The sequence below is a fragment of the Rhizobium yanglingense genome (assembly GCF_977109285.1).
Genome location: NZ_CDSAWY010000002.1, coordinates 438,603 through 455,000 on the forward strand (window position 1 = coordinate 438,603; position 16,398 = coordinate 455,000).

At 62.1% G+C, this 16,398-nt stretch carries 17 protein-coding genes and 6 pseudogenes; 7 read left to right on the forward strand and 16 right to left on the reverse strand.

The window, feature by feature from the left end:
- Positions 1 to 63: 63 nt before the first annotated feature.
- Positions 64 to 414 carry a lysozyme inhibitor LprI family protein gene (locus ACW4PC_RS03425; RefSeq protein ID WP_455872817.1) on the reverse strand — a complete coding sequence of 117 codons (351 nt, stop codon included), beginning with the start codon at positions 412 to 414 and terminating at the stop codon, positions 64 to 66.
- Positions 415 to 445: 31 nt separating this feature from the next.
- A complete protein-coding gene (locus ACW4PC_RS03430) occupies positions 446 to 820 on the reverse strand; it encodes a YkvA family protein (protein ID WP_455872818.1) in 375 nt (124 codons plus the stop codon).
- Positions 821 to 937: 117 nt separating this feature from the next.
- Here ACW4PC_RS03430 and ACW4PC_RS03435 point away from each other — a divergent pair, with 117 nt between their 5' ends.
- Both ACW4PC_RS03435 and ACW4PC_RS03440 read left to right on the forward strand, forming a co-directional pair.
- Entirely contained in the window at positions 938 to 2,341 is a 1,404-nt protein-coding gene (locus ACW4PC_RS03435) for a DegQ family serine endoprotease (protein WP_455872819.1), read from the forward strand.
- Positions 2,338 to 3,654 carry a replication-associated recombination protein A gene (locus ACW4PC_RS03440; protein ID WP_455872820.1) on the forward strand — a complete coding sequence of 439 codons (1,317 nt, stop codon included), beginning with the start codon at positions 2,338 to 2,340 and terminating at the stop codon, positions 3,652 to 3,654. The genes ACW4PC_RS03435 and ACW4PC_RS03440 overlap by 4 nt, the downstream gene beginning before the upstream one ends.
- Before the next feature lie 17 nt (positions 3,655 to 3,671).
- On the opposite strand, the gene ACW4PC_RS03445 is transcribed toward ACW4PC_RS03440, so the two are convergent.
- The 4 genes from ACW4PC_RS03445 to ACW4PC_RS03460 all read right to left on the reverse strand — a co-directional run bounded on the left by ACW4PC_RS03445 (position 3,672) and on the right by ACW4PC_RS03460 (position 5,725).
- Entirely contained in the window at positions 3,672 to 3,977 is a 306-nt protein-coding gene (locus ACW4PC_RS03445; RefSeq protein WP_455872821.1) for a DUF1883 domain-containing protein, read from the reverse strand.
- A 146-nt stretch (positions 3,978 to 4,123) separates the two neighbouring features.
- The gene (locus ACW4PC_RS03450; RefSeq protein ID WP_455872822.1) at positions 4,124 to 4,288 is read right to left on the reverse strand and encodes a hypothetical protein; all 165 of its coding nucleotides are present in this window, start codon (positions 4,286 to 4,288) and stop codon (positions 4,124 to 4,126) included.
- Positions 4,289 to 4,404: 116 nt separating this feature from the next.
- Positions 4,405 to 5,403, reverse strand: a complete 999-nt coding sequence (locus ACW4PC_RS03455) for a ketopantoate reductase family protein (RefSeq protein ID WP_455872823.1) — start codon at positions 5,401 to 5,403, stop codon at positions 4,405 to 4,407.
- Positions 5,404 to 5,506: 103 nt separating this feature from the next.
- The gene (locus tag ACW4PC_RS03460; RefSeq protein ID WP_039844655.1) at positions 5,507 to 5,725 is read right to left on the reverse strand and encodes a hypothetical protein; all 219 of its coding nucleotides are present in this window, start codon (positions 5,723 to 5,725) and stop codon (positions 5,507 to 5,509) included.
- 199 nt (positions 5,726 to 5,924) lie between these two features.
- Here ACW4PC_RS03460 and ftsZ point away from each other — a divergent pair.
- Positions 5,925 to 6,947, forward strand: a pseudogene (ftsZ, locus tag ACW4PC_RS03465) (cell division protein FtsZ).
- Between the two features lie 73 nt (positions 6,948 to 7,020).
- On the opposite strand, the pseudogene ACW4PC_RS03470 reads toward ftsZ, so the two are convergent.
- Positions 7,021 to 7,861, reverse strand: a pseudogene (locus ACW4PC_RS03470) (SDR family NAD(P)-dependent oxidoreductase); the annotation flags it as partial.
- 130 nt (positions 7,862 to 7,991) lie between these two features.
- Between ACW4PC_RS03470 and ACW4PC_RS03475 the strand changes: the two are divergent.
- Positions 7,992 to 8,878, forward strand: a pseudogene (locus ACW4PC_RS03475) (LysR family transcriptional regulator).
- Positions 8,879 to 9,160: 282 nt separating this feature from the next.
- Here ACW4PC_RS03475 and ACW4PC_RS03480 read toward each other — a convergent pair.
- The 9 genes and pseudogenes from ACW4PC_RS03480 to ACW4PC_RS03520 form a co-directional block, all read right to left on the reverse strand.
- Positions 9,161 to 9,756, reverse strand: a pseudogene (locus tag ACW4PC_RS03480) (carboxymuconolactone decarboxylase family protein).
- A gap of 136 nt (positions 9,757 to 9,892) precedes the next feature.
- On the reverse strand, positions 9,893 to 10,195 hold the full coding sequence (locus tag ACW4PC_RS03485; RefSeq protein ID WP_455872943.1) for a phosphoketolase family protein: 303 nt from the start codon (positions 10,193 to 10,195) through the stop codon (positions 9,893 to 9,895).
- A gap of 44 nt (positions 10,196 to 10,239) precedes the next feature.
- Positions 10,240 to 10,398, reverse strand: a complete 159-nt coding sequence (locus ACW4PC_RS03490) for a phosphoketolase family protein (protein ID WP_455872944.1) — start codon at positions 10,396 to 10,398, stop codon at positions 10,240 to 10,242.
- Positions 10,399 to 10,433: 35 nt separating this feature from the next.
- On the reverse strand, positions 10,434 to 10,664 hold the full coding sequence (locus ACW4PC_RS03495; RefSeq protein ID WP_455872945.1) for a hypothetical protein: 231 nt from the start codon (positions 10,662 to 10,664) through the stop codon (positions 10,434 to 10,436).
- Positions 10,553 to 11,035 carry a hypothetical protein gene (locus ACW4PC_RS03500; protein WP_455872946.1) on the reverse strand — a complete coding sequence of 161 codons (483 nt, stop codon included), beginning with the start codon at positions 11,033 to 11,035 and terminating at the stop codon, positions 10,553 to 10,555. Before ACW4PC_RS03500 ends, ACW4PC_RS03495 begins: the two co-directional genes overlap by 112 nt.
- Positions 10,947 to 11,585, reverse strand: a pseudogene (locus ACW4PC_RS03505) (hypothetical protein); the annotation flags it as partial. The pseudogene ACW4PC_RS03505 and the gene ACW4PC_RS03500, both read right to left, overlap by 89 nt.
- Positions 11,467 to 11,742 carry a phosphoketolase family protein gene (locus ACW4PC_RS03510; protein WP_455872824.1) on the reverse strand — a complete coding sequence of 92 codons (276 nt, stop codon included), beginning with the start codon at positions 11,740 to 11,742 and terminating at the stop codon, positions 11,467 to 11,469. The pseudogene ACW4PC_RS03505 and the gene ACW4PC_RS03510, both read right to left, overlap by 119 nt.
- Positions 11,743 to 12,136: 394 nt before the next feature.
- Entirely contained in the window at positions 12,137 to 12,373 is a 237-nt protein-coding gene (locus ACW4PC_RS03515) for a phosphoketolase family protein (RefSeq protein WP_455872825.1), read from the reverse strand.
- Between the two features lie 71 nt (positions 12,374 to 12,444).
- On the reverse strand, positions 12,445 to 13,629 hold the full coding sequence (locus ACW4PC_RS03520) for an acetate/propionate family kinase (protein ID WP_455872826.1): 1,185 nt from the start codon (positions 13,627 to 13,629) through the stop codon (positions 12,445 to 12,447).
- A 357-nt stretch (positions 13,630 to 13,986) separates the two neighbouring features.
- Here ACW4PC_RS03520 and ACW4PC_RS03525 point away from each other — a divergent pair.
- The 3 genes and pseudogenes from ACW4PC_RS03525 (at position 13,987) to ACW4PC_RS03535 (ending at position 16,354) form a co-directional block, all read left to right on the forward strand.
- A pseudogene (locus tag ACW4PC_RS03525) lies at positions 13,987 to 14,647 on the forward strand (phytochelatin synthase family protein).
- 69 nt (positions 14,648 to 14,716) lie between these two features.
- A complete protein-coding gene (locus ACW4PC_RS03530) occupies positions 14,717 to 14,965 on the forward strand; it encodes a hypothetical protein (RefSeq protein ID WP_455872827.1) in 249 nt (82 codons plus the stop codon).
- Positions 14,966 to 15,784: 819 nt separating this feature from the next.
- Complete coding sequence (locus ACW4PC_RS03535; protein WP_455872828.1) at positions 15,785 to 16,354, forward strand: gamma-glutamylcyclotransferase; 570 nt, start codon at positions 15,785 to 15,787, stop codon at positions 16,352 to 16,354.
- Positions 16,355 to 16,398 lie beyond the last annotated feature (44 nt).

Consider the following 16,398-nt stretch of genomic DNA (forward strand, 5'->3'; position numbering starts at 1 on the left):
GGGCGACGCAGCGTGCGGTCATGACCCAGGGGCGGACTTTGATCGAGGGCTGAACAGGCGCGGCTATAGCGGCCGGTTGATGTTCTTGTAGGTCTCGCCGAGCTGTTTCATCCGCTCGTCATAGGCGGCCTTGATGCAGGCGGCATCAGCCCTGCATTCCTGCCGCTTCTTCAGCCAGGCCATTTGCTCGTCCTGCAGCGTGCCGCGCGAGCCCATGGCGAGCAGGCCTGAAAGAAGATCGAACGTCGTCGTCATCTTGACGTCGGCATCATTGAGCATGCGGTTGTCGCAGATCACCTTTTCGTCCGGCTTCAGCTCCTTTGCATCGCAGTCGAAGCTCGCAGCCCGGGCGGCGCCAGAGCTCAAGCATGCTGCGGATAAGGCAAGTATGGCAAGGGTGAGGGAACGTCTCATGCAAATCGTCCTGCTTCAGGGAGGTAGCGTCTCAAAGGAACGCGAGTACCACAAAGATGAAGCAGCAAGTCCAGACGGCAAGGACGAAAAGGAGCCCCGCTCTGCTACTGGCCGGACGGCTGGCGCGCAACGCGGCTTTCTTGCGGAGTTCGGCCATGATCTCCGGCGGGACGAGCTTGACGGCCAACAGAATGCCGAGCGGCACGATGACGAGGTCGTCGAGATAGCCGAGGACAGGCACGAAATCCGGGATCAGATCGATAGGTGAAAGCGCATAGGCCGCCACTGCTGCAGCCGTCGCTTTTGCAAGCCACGGAACGCGTGGGTCGCGGGCGGCAAGCCATAATGCGGCAATGTCACGCCTCAGTGACTTCGCCCATGTTTTTGCTTTTGATATCAGTTCCATGCCGCAAGTTCCTCATGTGCTTTCAAACCTGCCTTATTCCTTCATGCTTCCGCCCTCTTTCCTTTCTAACGTCCAGCGCTACAACACTTTCTCAATACGAATTCAGAAGGGATTCCAATGCAAGGCCTGTTGAAACGCGCTTCCATTTCGCTCTTTGCGCTGGTCGTCGCTTTGCCGTTCGGCGCAGATGCGCAGGACGCGAAGGCGGTGCCGCAAAGCCAGGCGCAACTGCAGCTTTCCTTCGCACCGCTCGTCAAGCAGACGTCGGGCGCCGTGGTGAATGTCTACGCAGAGAAGATCATCCAGCGCCAATCTCCCTTCGCAGGCGACCCTTTCTTCGAGCAGTTCTTCGGCCAGCAGATGCCGAATCGCACCGAAAAGCAATCCTCGCTCGGCTCTGGCGTCATCGTTGAAGCAAACGGCACAGTGGTGACGAATAATCACGTCATCGAGGGTGCGGACGACATCAAGGTGGCGCTGTCGGACGGCCGCGAGTTCCCGTGCAAGGTCGTGCTGCGTGACGACCGGCTCGATCTCGCGGTGCTGAGGATCGAAACCAAGGCGAGCTTCCCGACGCTGGCGATCGGCAATTCGGATGCCGTCGAGGTCGGCGATCTCGTGCTTGCGATCGGCAATCCCTTCGGCGTCGGCCAGACGGTGACGAGCGGCATCGTTTCGGCGCTTGCGCGCAACCAGGTTGTCAAGAACGAGTTCGGCTTCTTCATCCAGACCGACGCGTCGATCAATCCCGGCAATTCGGGCGGTGCGCTGATGAACATGAAGGGTGAACTGATCGGCATCAATACGGCGATCTTCTCGCGCGGCGGCGGCTCGAACGGTATCGGCTTCGCAATCCCCGCCAACCTGGTGAAGGTGTTCCTGGCATCGGCCGACGCTGGCGTGAAGTCGTTCGAACGCCCCTATGTCGGTGCCACCTTCGACGCGGTGACCTCCGAGGTTGCAGAGGCGCTCGGTCTCGACAAGGCACGCGGCGCGCTGATCGTGAAAGTGACGGATGGCGGTCCTGCATCCAAGGCGGGTTTGAGAGCCGGCGAGATCGTCACGGCGGTGAACGGCGTTCCGGTCGAGCATCCCGACGCGCTTCTCTATCGCCTGACGACGGCGGGTCTCGGCAGTTCCGTCAACCTGACGGTGGCCGAGAATGGCGGCGAACAGCAGGTGGCGCTGGAGCTCGACCGGGCGCCGGAAACCTCGCCGCGCGACCAGCGCACGATTGGCGGGCGCACGCCCTTCACCGGTACTGTCGTCGAGAACCTGTCGCCGCGCGTCGCCGACGAGCTGCGCATGCCGACGGAATCGACGGGTGTCGTCGTTGCCGATGTGAAGGATGGCTCGCCTGCAGCGCGTCTCGGCTTCGAGCCGAAGGACATCATCGTTTCGATCAATGGCGCACCGGTACAGACAACGGAGGAGTTGGAACAGATGGCCGACGCGGACCCGGGTTTCTGGCGCGTCGAGATCGAGCGCGAGGGCCAGCGGATAAGGCAGTTCTTCCGATGAGCGACGATCTCTTCGCACCGCGTGTTCCAGAGGAGGTCGCCAACAGGCGGCCTCTCGCCGATCGGCTCCGGCCGCAGACGATTGCCGAAGTCACCGGCCAGGAACACCTGACGGGCGAAGACGGCGTGTTGCGCCGGATGATCGCAAGCGGTTCGCTCGGCTCCATGATCTTCTGGGGGCCGCCCGGCACCGGCAAGACGACCGTTGCCCGGCTGCTTTCCGGTGAAGCCGGCCTCGCCTTCGAACAGATCTCGGCGATCTTCTCCGGCGTCGCCGACCTCAAGAAGGTTTTCGAGGCCGCGCGCCTGCGCCGCATGGACGGCCGCCAGACGCTGCTTTTCGTCGACGAAATCCACCGCTTCAACCGTGCCCAGCAGGATAGCTTCCTGCCGGTCATGGAAGACGGCACCATCATCCTCGTCGGTGCCACCACAGAGAATCCGTCCTTCGAACTCAATGCCGCTCTCTTGTCTCGCGCCCGCGTGCTGACCTTCAAATCGCATGATGAAGAAAGCCTGGAAGAACTGCTGAAGCGCGCCGAGACGGCTGAAGGCAAGGCGCTGCCGCTGACGGCGGATGCACGCGCCAGCCTCTTGCGCATGGCAGACGGCGACGGCCGTGCCGTACTGACACTTGCCGAGGAGGTCTGGCGCGCCGCCCGCGACGGTGAGACGTTCGATACCGAAGCGCTTACGCGCATCGTGCAGCGCCGTGCCCCGGTCTATGACAAGGCGCAGGACGGCCACTACAATCTCATCTCCGCGCTGCATAAGTCCGTGCGCGGCTCCGATCCGGATGCCGCGCTCTACTATCTCGCCCGCATGTTCGATGCCGGCGAGGACCCGCTCTATCTCGGGCGGCGGCTGGTGCGCATGGCGGTGGAGGATATCGGCCTTGCCGATCCGCAGGCGCTGGTCATCTGCAATGCCGCCAAGGACGCCTATGATTACCTTGGGTCGCCGGAAGGTGAATTGGCGTTCGCACAGGCCTGCGTCTATCTGGCGACCGCCCCGAAATCCAATGCCGTCTACACCGCTTTCAAGGCCGCCACGCAGGCGGCGAAAGAGAACGGCTCGCTGCTGCCGCCGAAGCATATCCTGAACGCGCCGACCAAGCTGATGAAGGGCGAAGGTTACGGCGAGGGCTATCGCTACGACCACGACGAACCCGACGCCTTTTCGGGCCAGGATTATTTTCCGGAGAAGATGGGCCGCCAGACTTTCTACGATCCGCCGGAGCGCGGCTTCGAGCGCGATATCCGCAAGCGGCTGGAATATTGGGCGAAGCTCAGAAAGGAGCGCAATCCGCGCTAGTTGCCATCCGGTGATTTTTATGACGCGTGCTTCTGCCCCGCCGGCGCGGCAATCACCTTCACTGCGGATTCGGCAAGCCCGTGATGGCCTTCCATGTCGACGATCAGATGCCAGTGGCCGCTTTCGGGAATGGCGAGCCTGATGGGCGATTTTTTGGCAACTCCGCCGATATACTTGAAATCGAGAACCTCGGTAAAGCGCTGATAGTTCGGCGCCGTCATCAGCCGCACATTGTTCACCGCATTCAGTGTCACCTCGATAACGGTTCCGGCGCGCTGCTCGTGAAGATCATAATGGGTAAAGCGGAAGTTCGGTTTCGGCATCGGTCTTTGCGGATTAAATGTCTATTGCCGCTAATGTTAGGGGACGCCGGTTAAGGAAGAGTTGGGCTGCGCGAGGGTGTGACGCGCCGGACGCTCCTGCTCTAAGGCTGCGGGAGCAGCGCAGTCAGTGCTTCGGGCATCTTACCTCACGACACCTGCCAGAGATTGGCGATGACGACGTAGAGTTCGATAAAGGCAAGCACGATGCCGAAGATCATCAGGATTTGCGCCTTGCGGCGTTCGCGCATCTGGCGCGCTCCGGTCTTGTGGCGCGAAGGAGGAAACGAAAAGGGCGGAAACATCAGACGCATGGCATTTCACCTTTGCATGATGCCAAAGGCTACCGCGGTCCGGATAGGAAATCCATTCGCGCTCACGGGTGAAGATATAAGAATGTCATAAGCCGCCTGGCAGGTGCCGGAACAGTCTACCGCTGGTTCTCCCGATCGAGCTGCGAGACCAGCGCGAATACCGTTTCGGAGACCGGCGTCGGCACCGACACAAGCCGTCCCAGCGTGACGATCATGCCGGTGAGGGGCACGATTTCGAGCGGCTTTCCGGCCAAAAGATCCTGCAGCATCGAGGTGCGCACTGCGCCTACGTGCCGGGATTGCGCAAGCCGCTCTTCGATGGTGCTGTCAAAGCGGGCGCCAAGCGCGCGGCCGACGGTGCGCACTTCGGTCATCACCTTGCCGACGGTTTCGGCAAGCGCCGGATTGGCCATGATGTCGGTCATCAGGGCTCGCGTCAGGGCGCTGATCGGATTGAAGGCGGCGTTGCCAGTAAGCTTGTTCCAGATCTCGTCGCGGATGCGCTGCGTGGCCGTAATACTGAGGCCGGCGCGGGCAAAGAGCGCGGCAATCGCTTCGAGATCGGCGGATGGTTCACCGGACGGCTCGCCCAGGATGAAGCGGCCATCGTTCGAGAGCTTCACCTGGCCGGGATTGATCACTTCCGCGCCCTGATAGGCAACGCAGCCGATGACGCGTTGCGGACCGATCAGGCGCCAGAGCCGGCCGCCCGGATCGAGTTCCTCCAACTGCAGTTCGGCATGCAGGCTTTGCCTGTCGCGGTGAAAATACCACCACGGAATGCCGTTCAGGATCATGACGACACGCGTGCCGTCCTTCAGCAGGTTGGCGATGCCTTCGGCTGCCGGGCCAAGCTGATGGCCCTTAAGGCCCGTAACGATCAGATCCTGCGGCGGAAGCGCCGATGGATCATCCGTTGCGGTGATACGGGCGTTGATCGGCGTCTCGGAGCCGGCTTCGAAGAGGTCAAGGCCATTCTTCCTCATCGCATCGAGATGGGCGCCTCGCGCCACCACGGAGATCGTCGCTTTGGTGCCGAGTCCGGCTGCAAGCTTCACCGCCATGGCACCGCCAAGCGCGCCGGCGCCATAGATACAGATAGTCCTGAAAGGCATTGGGAAGGCTCCGCGCGATCATTGCTGTCGCGCTAGACTTAGGACGCACTCGCGCGATGGCGAGCGAAATTATTGCTTCATGAACCGATTTTTGACGCCCGCATCAATGGGACGTGACGTCGGCAACAAGCTCATTGCGGCGGAGCTCATCGATCGCGGCAACCGCGTCCTCTGCCGACCATCCGGCGCGGACGGCAGCGGCGATCATCTTCACCTCCACCTCCTGCTCCAGAGCCAGAAAGAGCGGTTCCAGCGCTTCCTGGACTGTCAGAATATGCTCGCGCGGCGAGGCGATAGTCTGGCTTGCGGCTGACAAAGGCATCTCAGCAGTTCTCCTCCCGGCGAATTATTCATGAATTAGTACAACTATGCCACCAAGAAAAAAGTTCCATGGGGGTATTTCAGAAAGCATACGGCTTGTTCTTTCGCCCTGCCTCTGCCTTGTTGCTCGCTTAGCCTGACACTCGATTCGGTTTGCCGCAACGAGGGCGGGACGAGAGATGGCATCAAAGGAGAATATGATGACGGACGCCAAGAGCGGGATTTCGGCATTGCGGCCGCGGATCACGGTGATCGGCGTTGGCGGCGGCGGCGGCAATGCGATCAACAACATGATCTGCCGAAAATCTGGAAGGTGTCGATTTCATCGCCGCCAATACGGATGCTCAGGTGCTGGCAACGTCCAAGGCGTCGCGCCGCATCCAGCTCGGCGCGCACGTGACCGAGGGGCTCGGTGCCGGATCGCTGCCGGAAGTCGGCCGTGCAGCGGCCGAAGAATTGATCGACGAGATCATGGATCACCTGGCAGGCTCGCATATGTGCTTCGTCACCGCCGGCATGGGCGGTGGCACCGGCACGGGTGCTGCGCCGGTGATTGCGCATGCGGCACGCTCAGCCGGCATCCTGACGGTCGGCGTCGTCACCAAGCCCTTCACCTTCGAGGGCAACCGGCGCCTGAGGACGGCGGATATCGGCATCGAGGCGCTGCGCCAGGCGGCCGACACCGTAATCGTCATTCCGAACCAGAACCTTTTCCGCATCGCCGATGCGAAGACCACCTTCGCCGACGCCTTCATGACCGCCGACCGCGTACTCTTTGCCGGGTGTCGGCTGCATCACCGACCTGATCGTCAAGGAAGGCCTGATCAATCTCGACTTCGCCGACGTCAAATCGGTGATGCGCGGCATGGGCCGGGCGATGATGGGGACCGGCGAGTCATCCGGCCGACGAGCGCGCGCTGAAGGCGGCCGAAGCGGCGATCGCCAATCCCTTGCTCGACGACATCTCGATGAAGGGCGCCAAGGGCGTGCTGATCTCGATTTCCGGCGGTTCGGACATGACGCTCTTCGAAGTGGACGAGGCGGCAAGCCGCATCCGCGACGAGGTGCAGGACGACGCCGACATCGTCGTCGGCGCGATCTTCGACCGCAATCTCGACGGCAAGTTCCGCGTGTCCGTCGTCGCAACGGGCCTCGACGCTGAGCTCTCCGCATCTGCACCGGATGCCGTCGCTCAGCAGGTCCATACGCGCACGCTTCAATAAGACGAAATTCCGCTCCGCCCACGCTTTTCCGCAGGCGGAGCGAAATTAGTGGCAGCAGTTCCGTCAAGCGGCGGGCGTCTGCTTGAAAATCCGTCGAGACGGCGAGTTCGCGCCATTCGCCAAGCTCTTTGGCAACGCTCGCATTCTGCTCCTCGATCTTCGCGACCGTACCGCCGCCGAAGGGCATGCGGAGCGGCGGGTTTGCCGCGTTCGCAAGGGTGATGATGCCGGCTGCGAGCCTTGCCGGGTCGCCCGGCTGGGCATGGTTTGCATCGGCTGCGAAATCGCGCATGTTGCCGGCCGGCGTGCCGATATAGTCCGGGATCGAGGCCGGGCTGACCGCCAGCGAGTTGTCGGCGAGGAAATCTGTGCGGAAGAAGCCGGGCTCGACGCTGATCGTCACCTTGATGCCGAAGGGCTCGAGTTCGGCGGCCAGTGGATTCCGACAGGCCTTCGACGGCGAACTTGGTCGAACCATAGACGCCCCAGCCGGGATAGCCGAAATAGCCGCCGATCGAGGAAAAGTTCAAGATGTGTCCCGAACGCTGGCGGCGCATATAGGGCAGGACGGCACGGGTGACCTTCAGGAGGCCGAAGACATTGGTGGCGTAAAGCCTTTCGACTTCCTCGGCGGTTGCTTCCTCCACGGCGCCGAGCAGGCCGTAACCCGCATTGTTAGCGAGGACGTCGATGCGGCCGAAGCGTTCGACGGCTTTTGCCGCGGCCTCCTTCGCTTGTCCCTCATTGGTGACGTCAAGGGCGACGGCGACAAGGTTCGGGTGGTCGCCGAACTTGTCGGTGACGCTCTTCGGATTGCGGGCTGTGGCGACGACCGCATCGCCGGCTGCAAGCGCTTCCTTCGCCATCAGCGCGCCGAAGCCGCGGGATGCACCAGTGATGAACCAGACTTTCATGACACGTTCCTTTCAAGCTCTAAGGTTCTCGGGTGTCTGCATCTCTGTGCCGACGGGAGGAATTTGACCGAAAATTCGTTGCTGTATAAGATTTGTTATTTTCTGAAACAATGATGAGTGAAATTCAGCAATGCGCGCCACCGAGCTTTCCGAACTGGCAGCTTTTGCCGCCGTTGCCCGTGACCGGGAGCTTCAGAAAGGCGGGCGAGGAGAGGGGCGTCACGGCCTCCGCCGTCAGCCATGCGGTTCTCAATCTCGAGGACAGGATCGGCGTCCGGCTTTTGAACCGCACGACGCGCAGCGTCTCGCTGACGGAGGCGGGCGAACTCCTGAAGTCGCATCTCGATCCGGCCTTCGGTGAGATCACCGCAGCGCTCGATGCGCTGAACCGGTTTCGTGACACGCCCTTCGGCAAGGTCAGGATCAACGTTCCGAATTCGATCGCGCCTTTCGTGATCGGCCGGGTGATCGGCCCGCTGCTCGAAAAGAACCCGAACCTGCAGCTCGAAATCAGCGCCACGGATCGCCTGATCGATATTGTCGAGGAAGGTTTCGATGGCGGGATAAGGTTTCGGGTACGGGTGACGGAGGGCATGATCGCCTTGCGCATCAAGCGGCTGCGCCTGGTGGTCGTCGGTTCGCCCGCCGATTTCGAACGGCGGCCGAAGCCGGTGACACCGCACGACCTGAAGCGCCATCTCTGTATCCAGAACATGTTTCCCTCCGGCGCGCGTTACCCATGGGATTTCGAGAAGGACGGGCAGGCGATTACCTTCCACCCGGCCGGCCCGCTTTCGCTCGACGACCACGAACTGATGACGAACGCGGCCCTTAGCGGCGTGGCGCTCGCCTATGTCTGGGAAGATCGCGTGGAGAAGATGATCGCGGCCGGCGAACTCATCCAGGTGCTCGACGACTGGCGCCAGCCGGGAGAGCCTGCTCTACCTCTACTACCCCAGCCGGCGCCACATGCCGGCGGGGTTCAGGGCAGTGATCGAAGCGATGAAGGCGGAATAGCGACGAGGCGTCTCTGGGTTCTGGGGCACCTCTTGCCGCGGTGACGTCATCAAGACAACTGGCGAGTGGAGAGAGCGGCGGCTCATGCTCGCAGCCCTCAATGGTGCCGGCGTGTCTGCCCCGCCGATTTCGAGGGCTTTTCCTCGTAATGCGATGTTGGCCAGGCGCTGCAATTGAGGCACCGATGCCAAGTGTCTTTGCCCTTGCTCTTCCGATATGCCACGTCCGCCCTCCCGTAGATTGGCACAACGAGATATAGCGGCAGGGCGATTTCAGGTTGCCTCAGGCGAGCCCCGTGACCGGGCGGCCGACGGTGAGTGCCTTGCGCAGATTGGGGTCGAGCCGTTCGGCATAGACATGGTCCGGTGCCGCACCCAGTGCATCCAGCATCTTCGAGAAGAAGCAGCGGGCTGCCGCCGCCGCGGTGATGTCGAAGATCTCGGCATCGGTGAGTTGGTGCTTTTTCAACCCGTCGACATCCTGCTGCGTCACCGAGGTCGCGTCGCGCACCACTTTGGCGGCAAAGGCCATGACGGCGCGCTCGACGGCATCGATCGGCGCCTTTTCCGTCTCGTTCGCAACGGCCGCCAGCCCGTCATTGGTGAAGCCCTCGCGCAACAGCACGGAACCGTGCGCCAGCATGCAATAGGAGGACTTGCAGCTCCTTTGCCGCCGCCAGCGTCACCAGCTCGTAGCGCCTGGGGCTCGATATGACTGCGGATGCTCGAAAGCAGGGCACCCCAGTTCTCCATCACCTCGGGCCGGTGCCCGAAGGCGCGGTACATGTTTGGCAGATAGCCGTAGTTCGTTTCGGCGGACGCGTACATGGACGCGGTCTTCTCGCTGGCCGACGCGTCGGGGGTGTGGATGAAGGGCATGGCTTGATCCTCCTCTATGATGCATGAAGGATAGGCGGAAAAACGCGGACGGCAATCTGCGGGACGGTCTTTGTGCGCGCCGGCGTGCTTGGAGTTCGGCGGAGCCTCGAAAAGGCAGGGTCCGCCGCCACCCGGCTCATGACGCCGGCCATTTCCAGTTTCTGACCTCGGGCATGTCCTCGCCATATTCCCGGACGTAGGCGTGGTGTTCGGCGAGTTTCACATGCAGCCGGTCGACAACGTCCGGCACCTTCTCCTTCAATCCCGGCACGCGCTCGATGGCTTCGATGGCGAGATGGAAGCGGTCGAGCTCGTTCAGCACCGTCATGTCGAAAGGCGTCGTCGTCGTTCCTTCCTCGATGAAGCCGCGCACGTGGATATTTTCGTGGTTTGTGCGTTTGTAGGTCAGCCGGTGGATGAGATAGGGATAGCCGTGGATAGGCGAAGATCACCGGCTTGTCCTTTGTGAAGATGCGGTCGAATTCACCGTGCGTCCAGGCCATGCGGATGCTGCTCCTTGGCCTGCAGCGCCAAAAGGTCGACGACGTTGACGACGCGCATTTTCAGATCGGGGATCATCTCGCGAAGGAGGCTGACGGCGGCAAGCGTTTCCATCGTCGGCACGTCGCCGGCGCAGGCCATGATCACGTCGGGCGTCGATCGTGTTGTCCTCGTTGCTAGCCCATTCCCAGATGCCGATCCCGGCCTTGCAGTGCTCGATCGGCCTCATCCATCGGCAGATATTGCGGCTCCGGCTGCTTACCTGCGACGATAACGTTGACGCGGTCGTAGGTCTTCAGGCAATGGTCGCCGACCCAGAGCAGTGTGTTGGCATCCGGTGGCAGGTAGATGCGGACAATATCGGCCTTCTTGTTGGCGACGACGATCGACGAAGCCCGGATCCTGATGGGAAAAGCCGTTGTGGTCCTGCCGCCAGACATGCGAGGTGAGCAGGTAGTTGAGGGAGCGATATCGGCTTTCGCCACGCACCAGCTTCGCGGGTGACCTTCAGCCATTTGGCGTGCTGGTTGAACATCGAGTCGACGATGTGGATGAAGGCTTCGTAGCACGAGAACAGGCCGTGCCGTCCGGTCAGAAGGTAGCCCTCCAGCCAGCCTTGGCAGAGATGTTCGCTCAAGCACCTCCATGACGCGGCCCTCGCGGGAAAGATGCACGTCATAGGGCTGCGATGTTGCTCCATCCAGACGCGGTCCGTCGCCTCGAAGACCGCTGCCGAGGCGGTTCGATTCCGTTTCGTCGGGGCCGAAGATGCGGAAATTCGCGATCCTCGGCATTGAGTTTGGCGAGCACAGTCGCGCAGGTACTGACCGACAATCGCCAGGTCCGTCTGCACCGCCTTGCTGCCACGGTCCCCGATCTTGATCTGCGTAATGACGCGGATATCGGGCAGCTCGAGCTCCTTGCGCAGCAGGCCGCCATTCGGCGTGCGGTGTTGGCCCCCATCCGGCAGGTCGCCCTGTGGGTCGCCAGCGCCTGCAGGTCCGGCCTCCAGGCGTCCGTCCGCCGTCGAACAAGTTCGTCCGGCTCGGTAGCTGCGCATCCAGTCGCTCGAGCATCTGCGCGGTGGCTCGTCGTCGCTCGCGGCAGCTCGGAGAGCGGCACCTGGTGCGAGCGCGCCAGAAGCCCTCGACCTTCTTGCCGTCGACCTCGCTGAGGCCCGGTCCAGCCCTTCGGGCGTGCGCAGCACGATCATCGGCCCAGCGCGGCATGCCGGCGCCGAATGCCTCGAGCCGCGGCTTTCGGCCTGGATGTCGCCTGATGCTGGTCGAACACTGACGTCGAAGGCGGCCGGCCATGCGCGCGTGCATGCATGTCGGTCCGGCTCGTCGATCCCCTCGACGAAGAAGCGGCTGGTAGCCATATGCCGCTGGAAGAGACTCGACGCAGATCGGACTCGTTGCTGGCGCGGGCGAGAATCGTGGGGTTGGCGATCTTGTAGCCGTTCAGGTGGAGGATCGGCAGCACGGCGCCGTCGCGTGGCAGGGTTCAGGAACTTGTTCGAGTGCCAGCTGGCGGCGAGCGGGCCGGTCTCGGCCTCGCCGTCGCCGATCGACGCAGGCGACGGTCGAGCTCCGGGATTGTCGAAGCGCGGCGCCGATAGGCGTGGACGAGGGCAGTAGCCGAGCTCGCCGCCCTCATGGATCGAGCCGGGCGTCTCGGGCGCTGCATGCGACTTGGGATGCCGCCGGGGAAGGAGAACTGGCGGAACAGCCTGCGCCATGCCCTCCGCATCCTCGGAGATGATCGCGGATAGATCTCGCGAGTAGGTGCCTTCGAGATAGGTGTTGGCGACCATGCGCCGGCCCGCCATGGCCGGGTCCGCACATGTAGATGATGTCGACGTGTCGCGGGCGACGGATCACCCGGTTGAGGTGCGACGTAGATGAAGTTCAGTCCCGGCGTCGTGCCCCAGTGGCCGAGCAGGCGCGGCTTGATGTGCGTCGGGCTTCAGTGGTTCGCGTCGAGCAGCGGGTTGTCGCAAGAGGTAGATCTGGCCGACGGAGAGATAATTGGCGGCCCGCCAGAAGCGGTCGAGCAAAGCGAGGTCGGCGTCGGAAAGCGTGGAAGGGACGGTGTTCGAGGCGTGCTGTTCCATGGAATTCACCTGTTCGAAACGTATTCAGGTTCAACTCTAGCGGCTTGCGCCGGGCCGGTTCTTGATCTGGATCACCCTGCACGGAGAATAGCGAGCGCCTCGTCGGCGATTACCTGCTCCTCGTCCGTGGGGATGACGAGCGCGGCAATCTTGCTGTCCGGCGTGCTGATGACCGTCATGTTGGCCTCGTTCCGGCCATCGTCGAGATGAAGGCCCATCCAGCGGAGATGGGCGGCGACGCGGCGCCTGATCTCCGGCTGGTTTTCGCCGATGCCGGCGGTGAAAACAATCGCGTCCAGGCCGCCGAGCGTCACCGACATGCGGCCGATCTCGCTGGCGATGCGGAAGCAGTAGAGGTCGATCGCCTGGGCAGCTTCCGGCCGCTCGTCCTTCAGAAGATCCCGGGTATCCCCGCTGATGCCGGAGACGCCCAGCATGCCGCAGGCATGATAGAGGAAGTGTTCCAGCTCGCTGGGATCGCGCGGTCCCTTCCGCATGAGATAGAGGAGGGCGCCTGGATCGAGCGACCCCGGCCGCGTTGCCATCGGGATGCCGTCAAGGGCCGAGAACCCCATGCTGCAATCGCGGCTGATGCCGTTCTGCAGGGCGCAGAGGCTGGCTCCGCTGCCGAGATGGGCGGCCACGACCTTTCCGCCGGTCACCTCCGGCGCCTGCCGCTTGAGCGCGCCGGCGATGAATTTGTAAGACAGGCCGTGGAAGCCGTAGCGGCGCAGGCCTTCGTCATGCAGCGATCGCGGGATCGCCAGGCGCCGGACGAGATCGTCCTGCGTCGCGTGGAAGGCGGTGTCGAACGATGCCGTCTGCAGCATGTCGGGTCGCAGATCCTGCAGCGCGCCGATCACCCGCAGCGCCTGCGGCTGGTGCAGTGGGGCAAGCGGAACCATCGCCTCGATCTCGCAGATCGTCTGCGCGTCGAGTGCTGCGGCCTCACGAAACCGAAGGCCGCCATGGACGACGCGATGGGAGGCGAGCTTCAGGGAGCCGGGCGGCAGTTGAGCAAGCAGGTGATCCAGCGTACCTTCGATGACCTCGGCAAACCGCTCGCCATTGTCGCCCGAAAGCGGGCGCTCGAAGCTGTCGTCCCCCAGCGAATAGCGCAGGACGAGCGCCCTGTCGTCGAAGTCGATCTTTCCCTTGCCGATCTGCCGGGCGGCGCCTGTGCCGGCATCGAAGATGCCGATCTTGAGCGTCGATGATCCGGCATTGAAGGTCAGGCAGACTGTGTCGGCATCCATGCTCGCCTCTCCGCACTGAGGAACGGCCGCAAGAACCGCCGCCGTTTTCGTTATCTAGGGCCCTTCACCCCTCGCGTAAACCACGGCGGTGGCCGGCGTGCGAGACAGCCCGGAACTGCCGTTGCGAGCCGGACAGCCGAGACAAGAAGAAGCCCGCCGGAGCGGGCCAAGGTTGGGAGGTCTTCCCAGGGGAACTGGAGTCACCGCCTGATGTTAGGCTACTGCGGGCAAAAATTGAAGTACGTTCGGCAAATTTCCGCGCATTTGGGCACCACGGCTTGCCTGCCTCTAGTGCCTCGTTGCTGTTGCGGCTGCTCTGAAGTATCGTCTGGTGCTCATCGACGTCGAGGTTCGGCGATGAAGCGCGGGTGGATTTTCGGTTTGATTGCTGGCGTCGGCCTGTCGGCCGCCGCCGCGCTGTATGTCGTCAGCCCGTCCAAGGTTTCGCCTGATCAGATCCAGGACTCGGTTACCCAAGCGCCGGATCTGATCAACCGCGCCTGGGTGCTCCCGGTAGCCGCCACTTTCAAGTCGAACGTCACATGGCAATCGAACGGTTCGCGTTGCGGCCCGGCGAGCGTGGCAAATGTGTTCCGATCGATCAGGCGAGGAGGAGACGACGGAAGCCGAGGTCCTCGACGGCACTGGAAAATGCTGGACGGGCATCTGCATCATGGGACTGACGCTTGATGAGCTCGCCGAAGTCGCAAAGGCACAGACCACAAGGGACGTTTCGGTCCTCCGCGATCTTACGAGCGAGGCGTTTCACGAGCATATGAGGCGAGCCAACGATCCCGGCCGCCGCTACATCATCAATTTCAGCCGTGAGAGGATTTTTGGCGCCGGCGTCGGCCACCACTCGCCAATTGGGGGCTATCTGGAAACCGAGGACATGGTGTTCGTTCTCGATGTGAACGAAGACTTCAAACCCTGGCTGATCGAGCGCGAGCGCCTTTTTTCTGCGATGGACACCATGGACGGCGACAAAAAACGAGGCCTGTTGCTGATCGACGAATAGCGTTGCCTGAGGGCGTCATCATCTCGTCATCTTTAAGAGCGACCGTTTGAACGAGCTTGAGAGGCTTCCATGGATCACCGCCTCAACCATTACATAGAGATCACCAGCCGCATCAGATCGGGCAGGAGGTTCTGCGAGTTCATTGCATCCGGCGGAACGGTATGGGACCAGCCGGCCGGATCTCCATGGCGCAATGTGACGATCGAGGTGATGGAGCGGGAGCGGCGGAACGTCGAGGAGCTGGAACGCATCAGGCTTAGGCTCTATCCCGATCTGGCCGCCGAAGACGTGTCGCCGCCGCTCTACAACAGCCACTGACAGCTATCGCATTTCGCCTTACACGAGTCGGGCCTGCTGAATGCGCCAGCTATGGCTCGGCTACGGAAACAGGCTCGAAAAATCTCGTTGGAGAGGGACTACTCCGCCAGCTTCCCCTCCTTGTCCGAAAAGATCCCCGCATGGGCTGGGCCTCCGATCCGATTGCGGCCCGAAAACCGCACTGGTAACCGATAGACGTTGCACGTCGGTTGTCCATCTACAGCGTCGGACCAAATAGAGGTGGCTTATCTTTTCCCGGTGGGTGATCGCAAAGCCCCATTCAAACTTGGCGTCCTCAAATTCAGCATCATTCAGTCCGCTTTGCGAGACCCCTTTTAATTTGAGAGCCTTTAGCGCCCCTGCCGTTCCAAATCACTGCGAGTGAACTCTTTCTTCCCCTCCGCGAGAGCTGACATTTGGCCAAAGATGACCTGGAGTCTTCGCGGAAAACGTGGCCGAATTGCAGATTTCTCCAGATCCCCTCGAAAATGAAGTCGAGAGCTGACCCCTACCGGCTCCTTGGCGTCTTAAGGAGGCAAACACTATTGACCTCAATCCAACTTGAGTTCGAGTGTAACTCTCATCGTGAACCTGGAGGTGAAAGATGCTTATGCTTACTGACGAAGCGTTAACTGGCGACACGGGCTTTGCTTGGAAGTATCATTTGTCAGCAATAGTCCCTTCAGCGGTATGATCTAATGCGAACCCGTCAAATAGCGCTCACGCCAGAGCATCTGGCTCAGGTTCATCGCATCTTGGAGGATCCTGGTCCGGATCCAACTTGGACCTATCACGCCGACCAAGATCTATAAGGCCATCGTGCAGGGCCTGCTGGCTTCGCATCCTGGCGGGCCGGACGCGTGGCTCTTCGCCTACGGCTCCCTGATCTGGAAACCTGAGCTCGTCCATGTTGAGGCACGCCGCGCTACGGCCCGAGGATGGCACCGCTCCTTCTGCTTCCGGATCGAGCGGTTCCGGGGCACCAAGCACAAGCCGGGACTGATGATGTCGCTCGACCGGGGCGGCCAATGTCGGGGCGTCGTCTTCAGACTGCCACCGGACGATCTGGAAAGCCAGTTGGACAAGCTGGTGCGGCGTGAGATCACGGTAAAGCCGCCCAACAACATCCCGCGCTGGGTCACAGTCGAAACGGATCAGGGATCGCTGCGCGCCATCGCCTTCGTGATGAACCGCCAGTCGCGCTTCTATACGGGCAGACTGCCACCTGAGGAGGTTGCCGACGTGCTGGCGGAAGCTTGCGGCCACTGGGGTTCCGGCGCCGAGTATCTCCACAACACAGTAGTGCATCTCGAGGAGCAAGGCATCCGCGATCGTAACCTTTGGCGTTTGCAGGCTCTGGTTGCGGAGCGGATCAGACCGGATGCATAGTGTGGGGCCTCGGGCCGAATGAAATGAAGGCCACGCGGGGACAT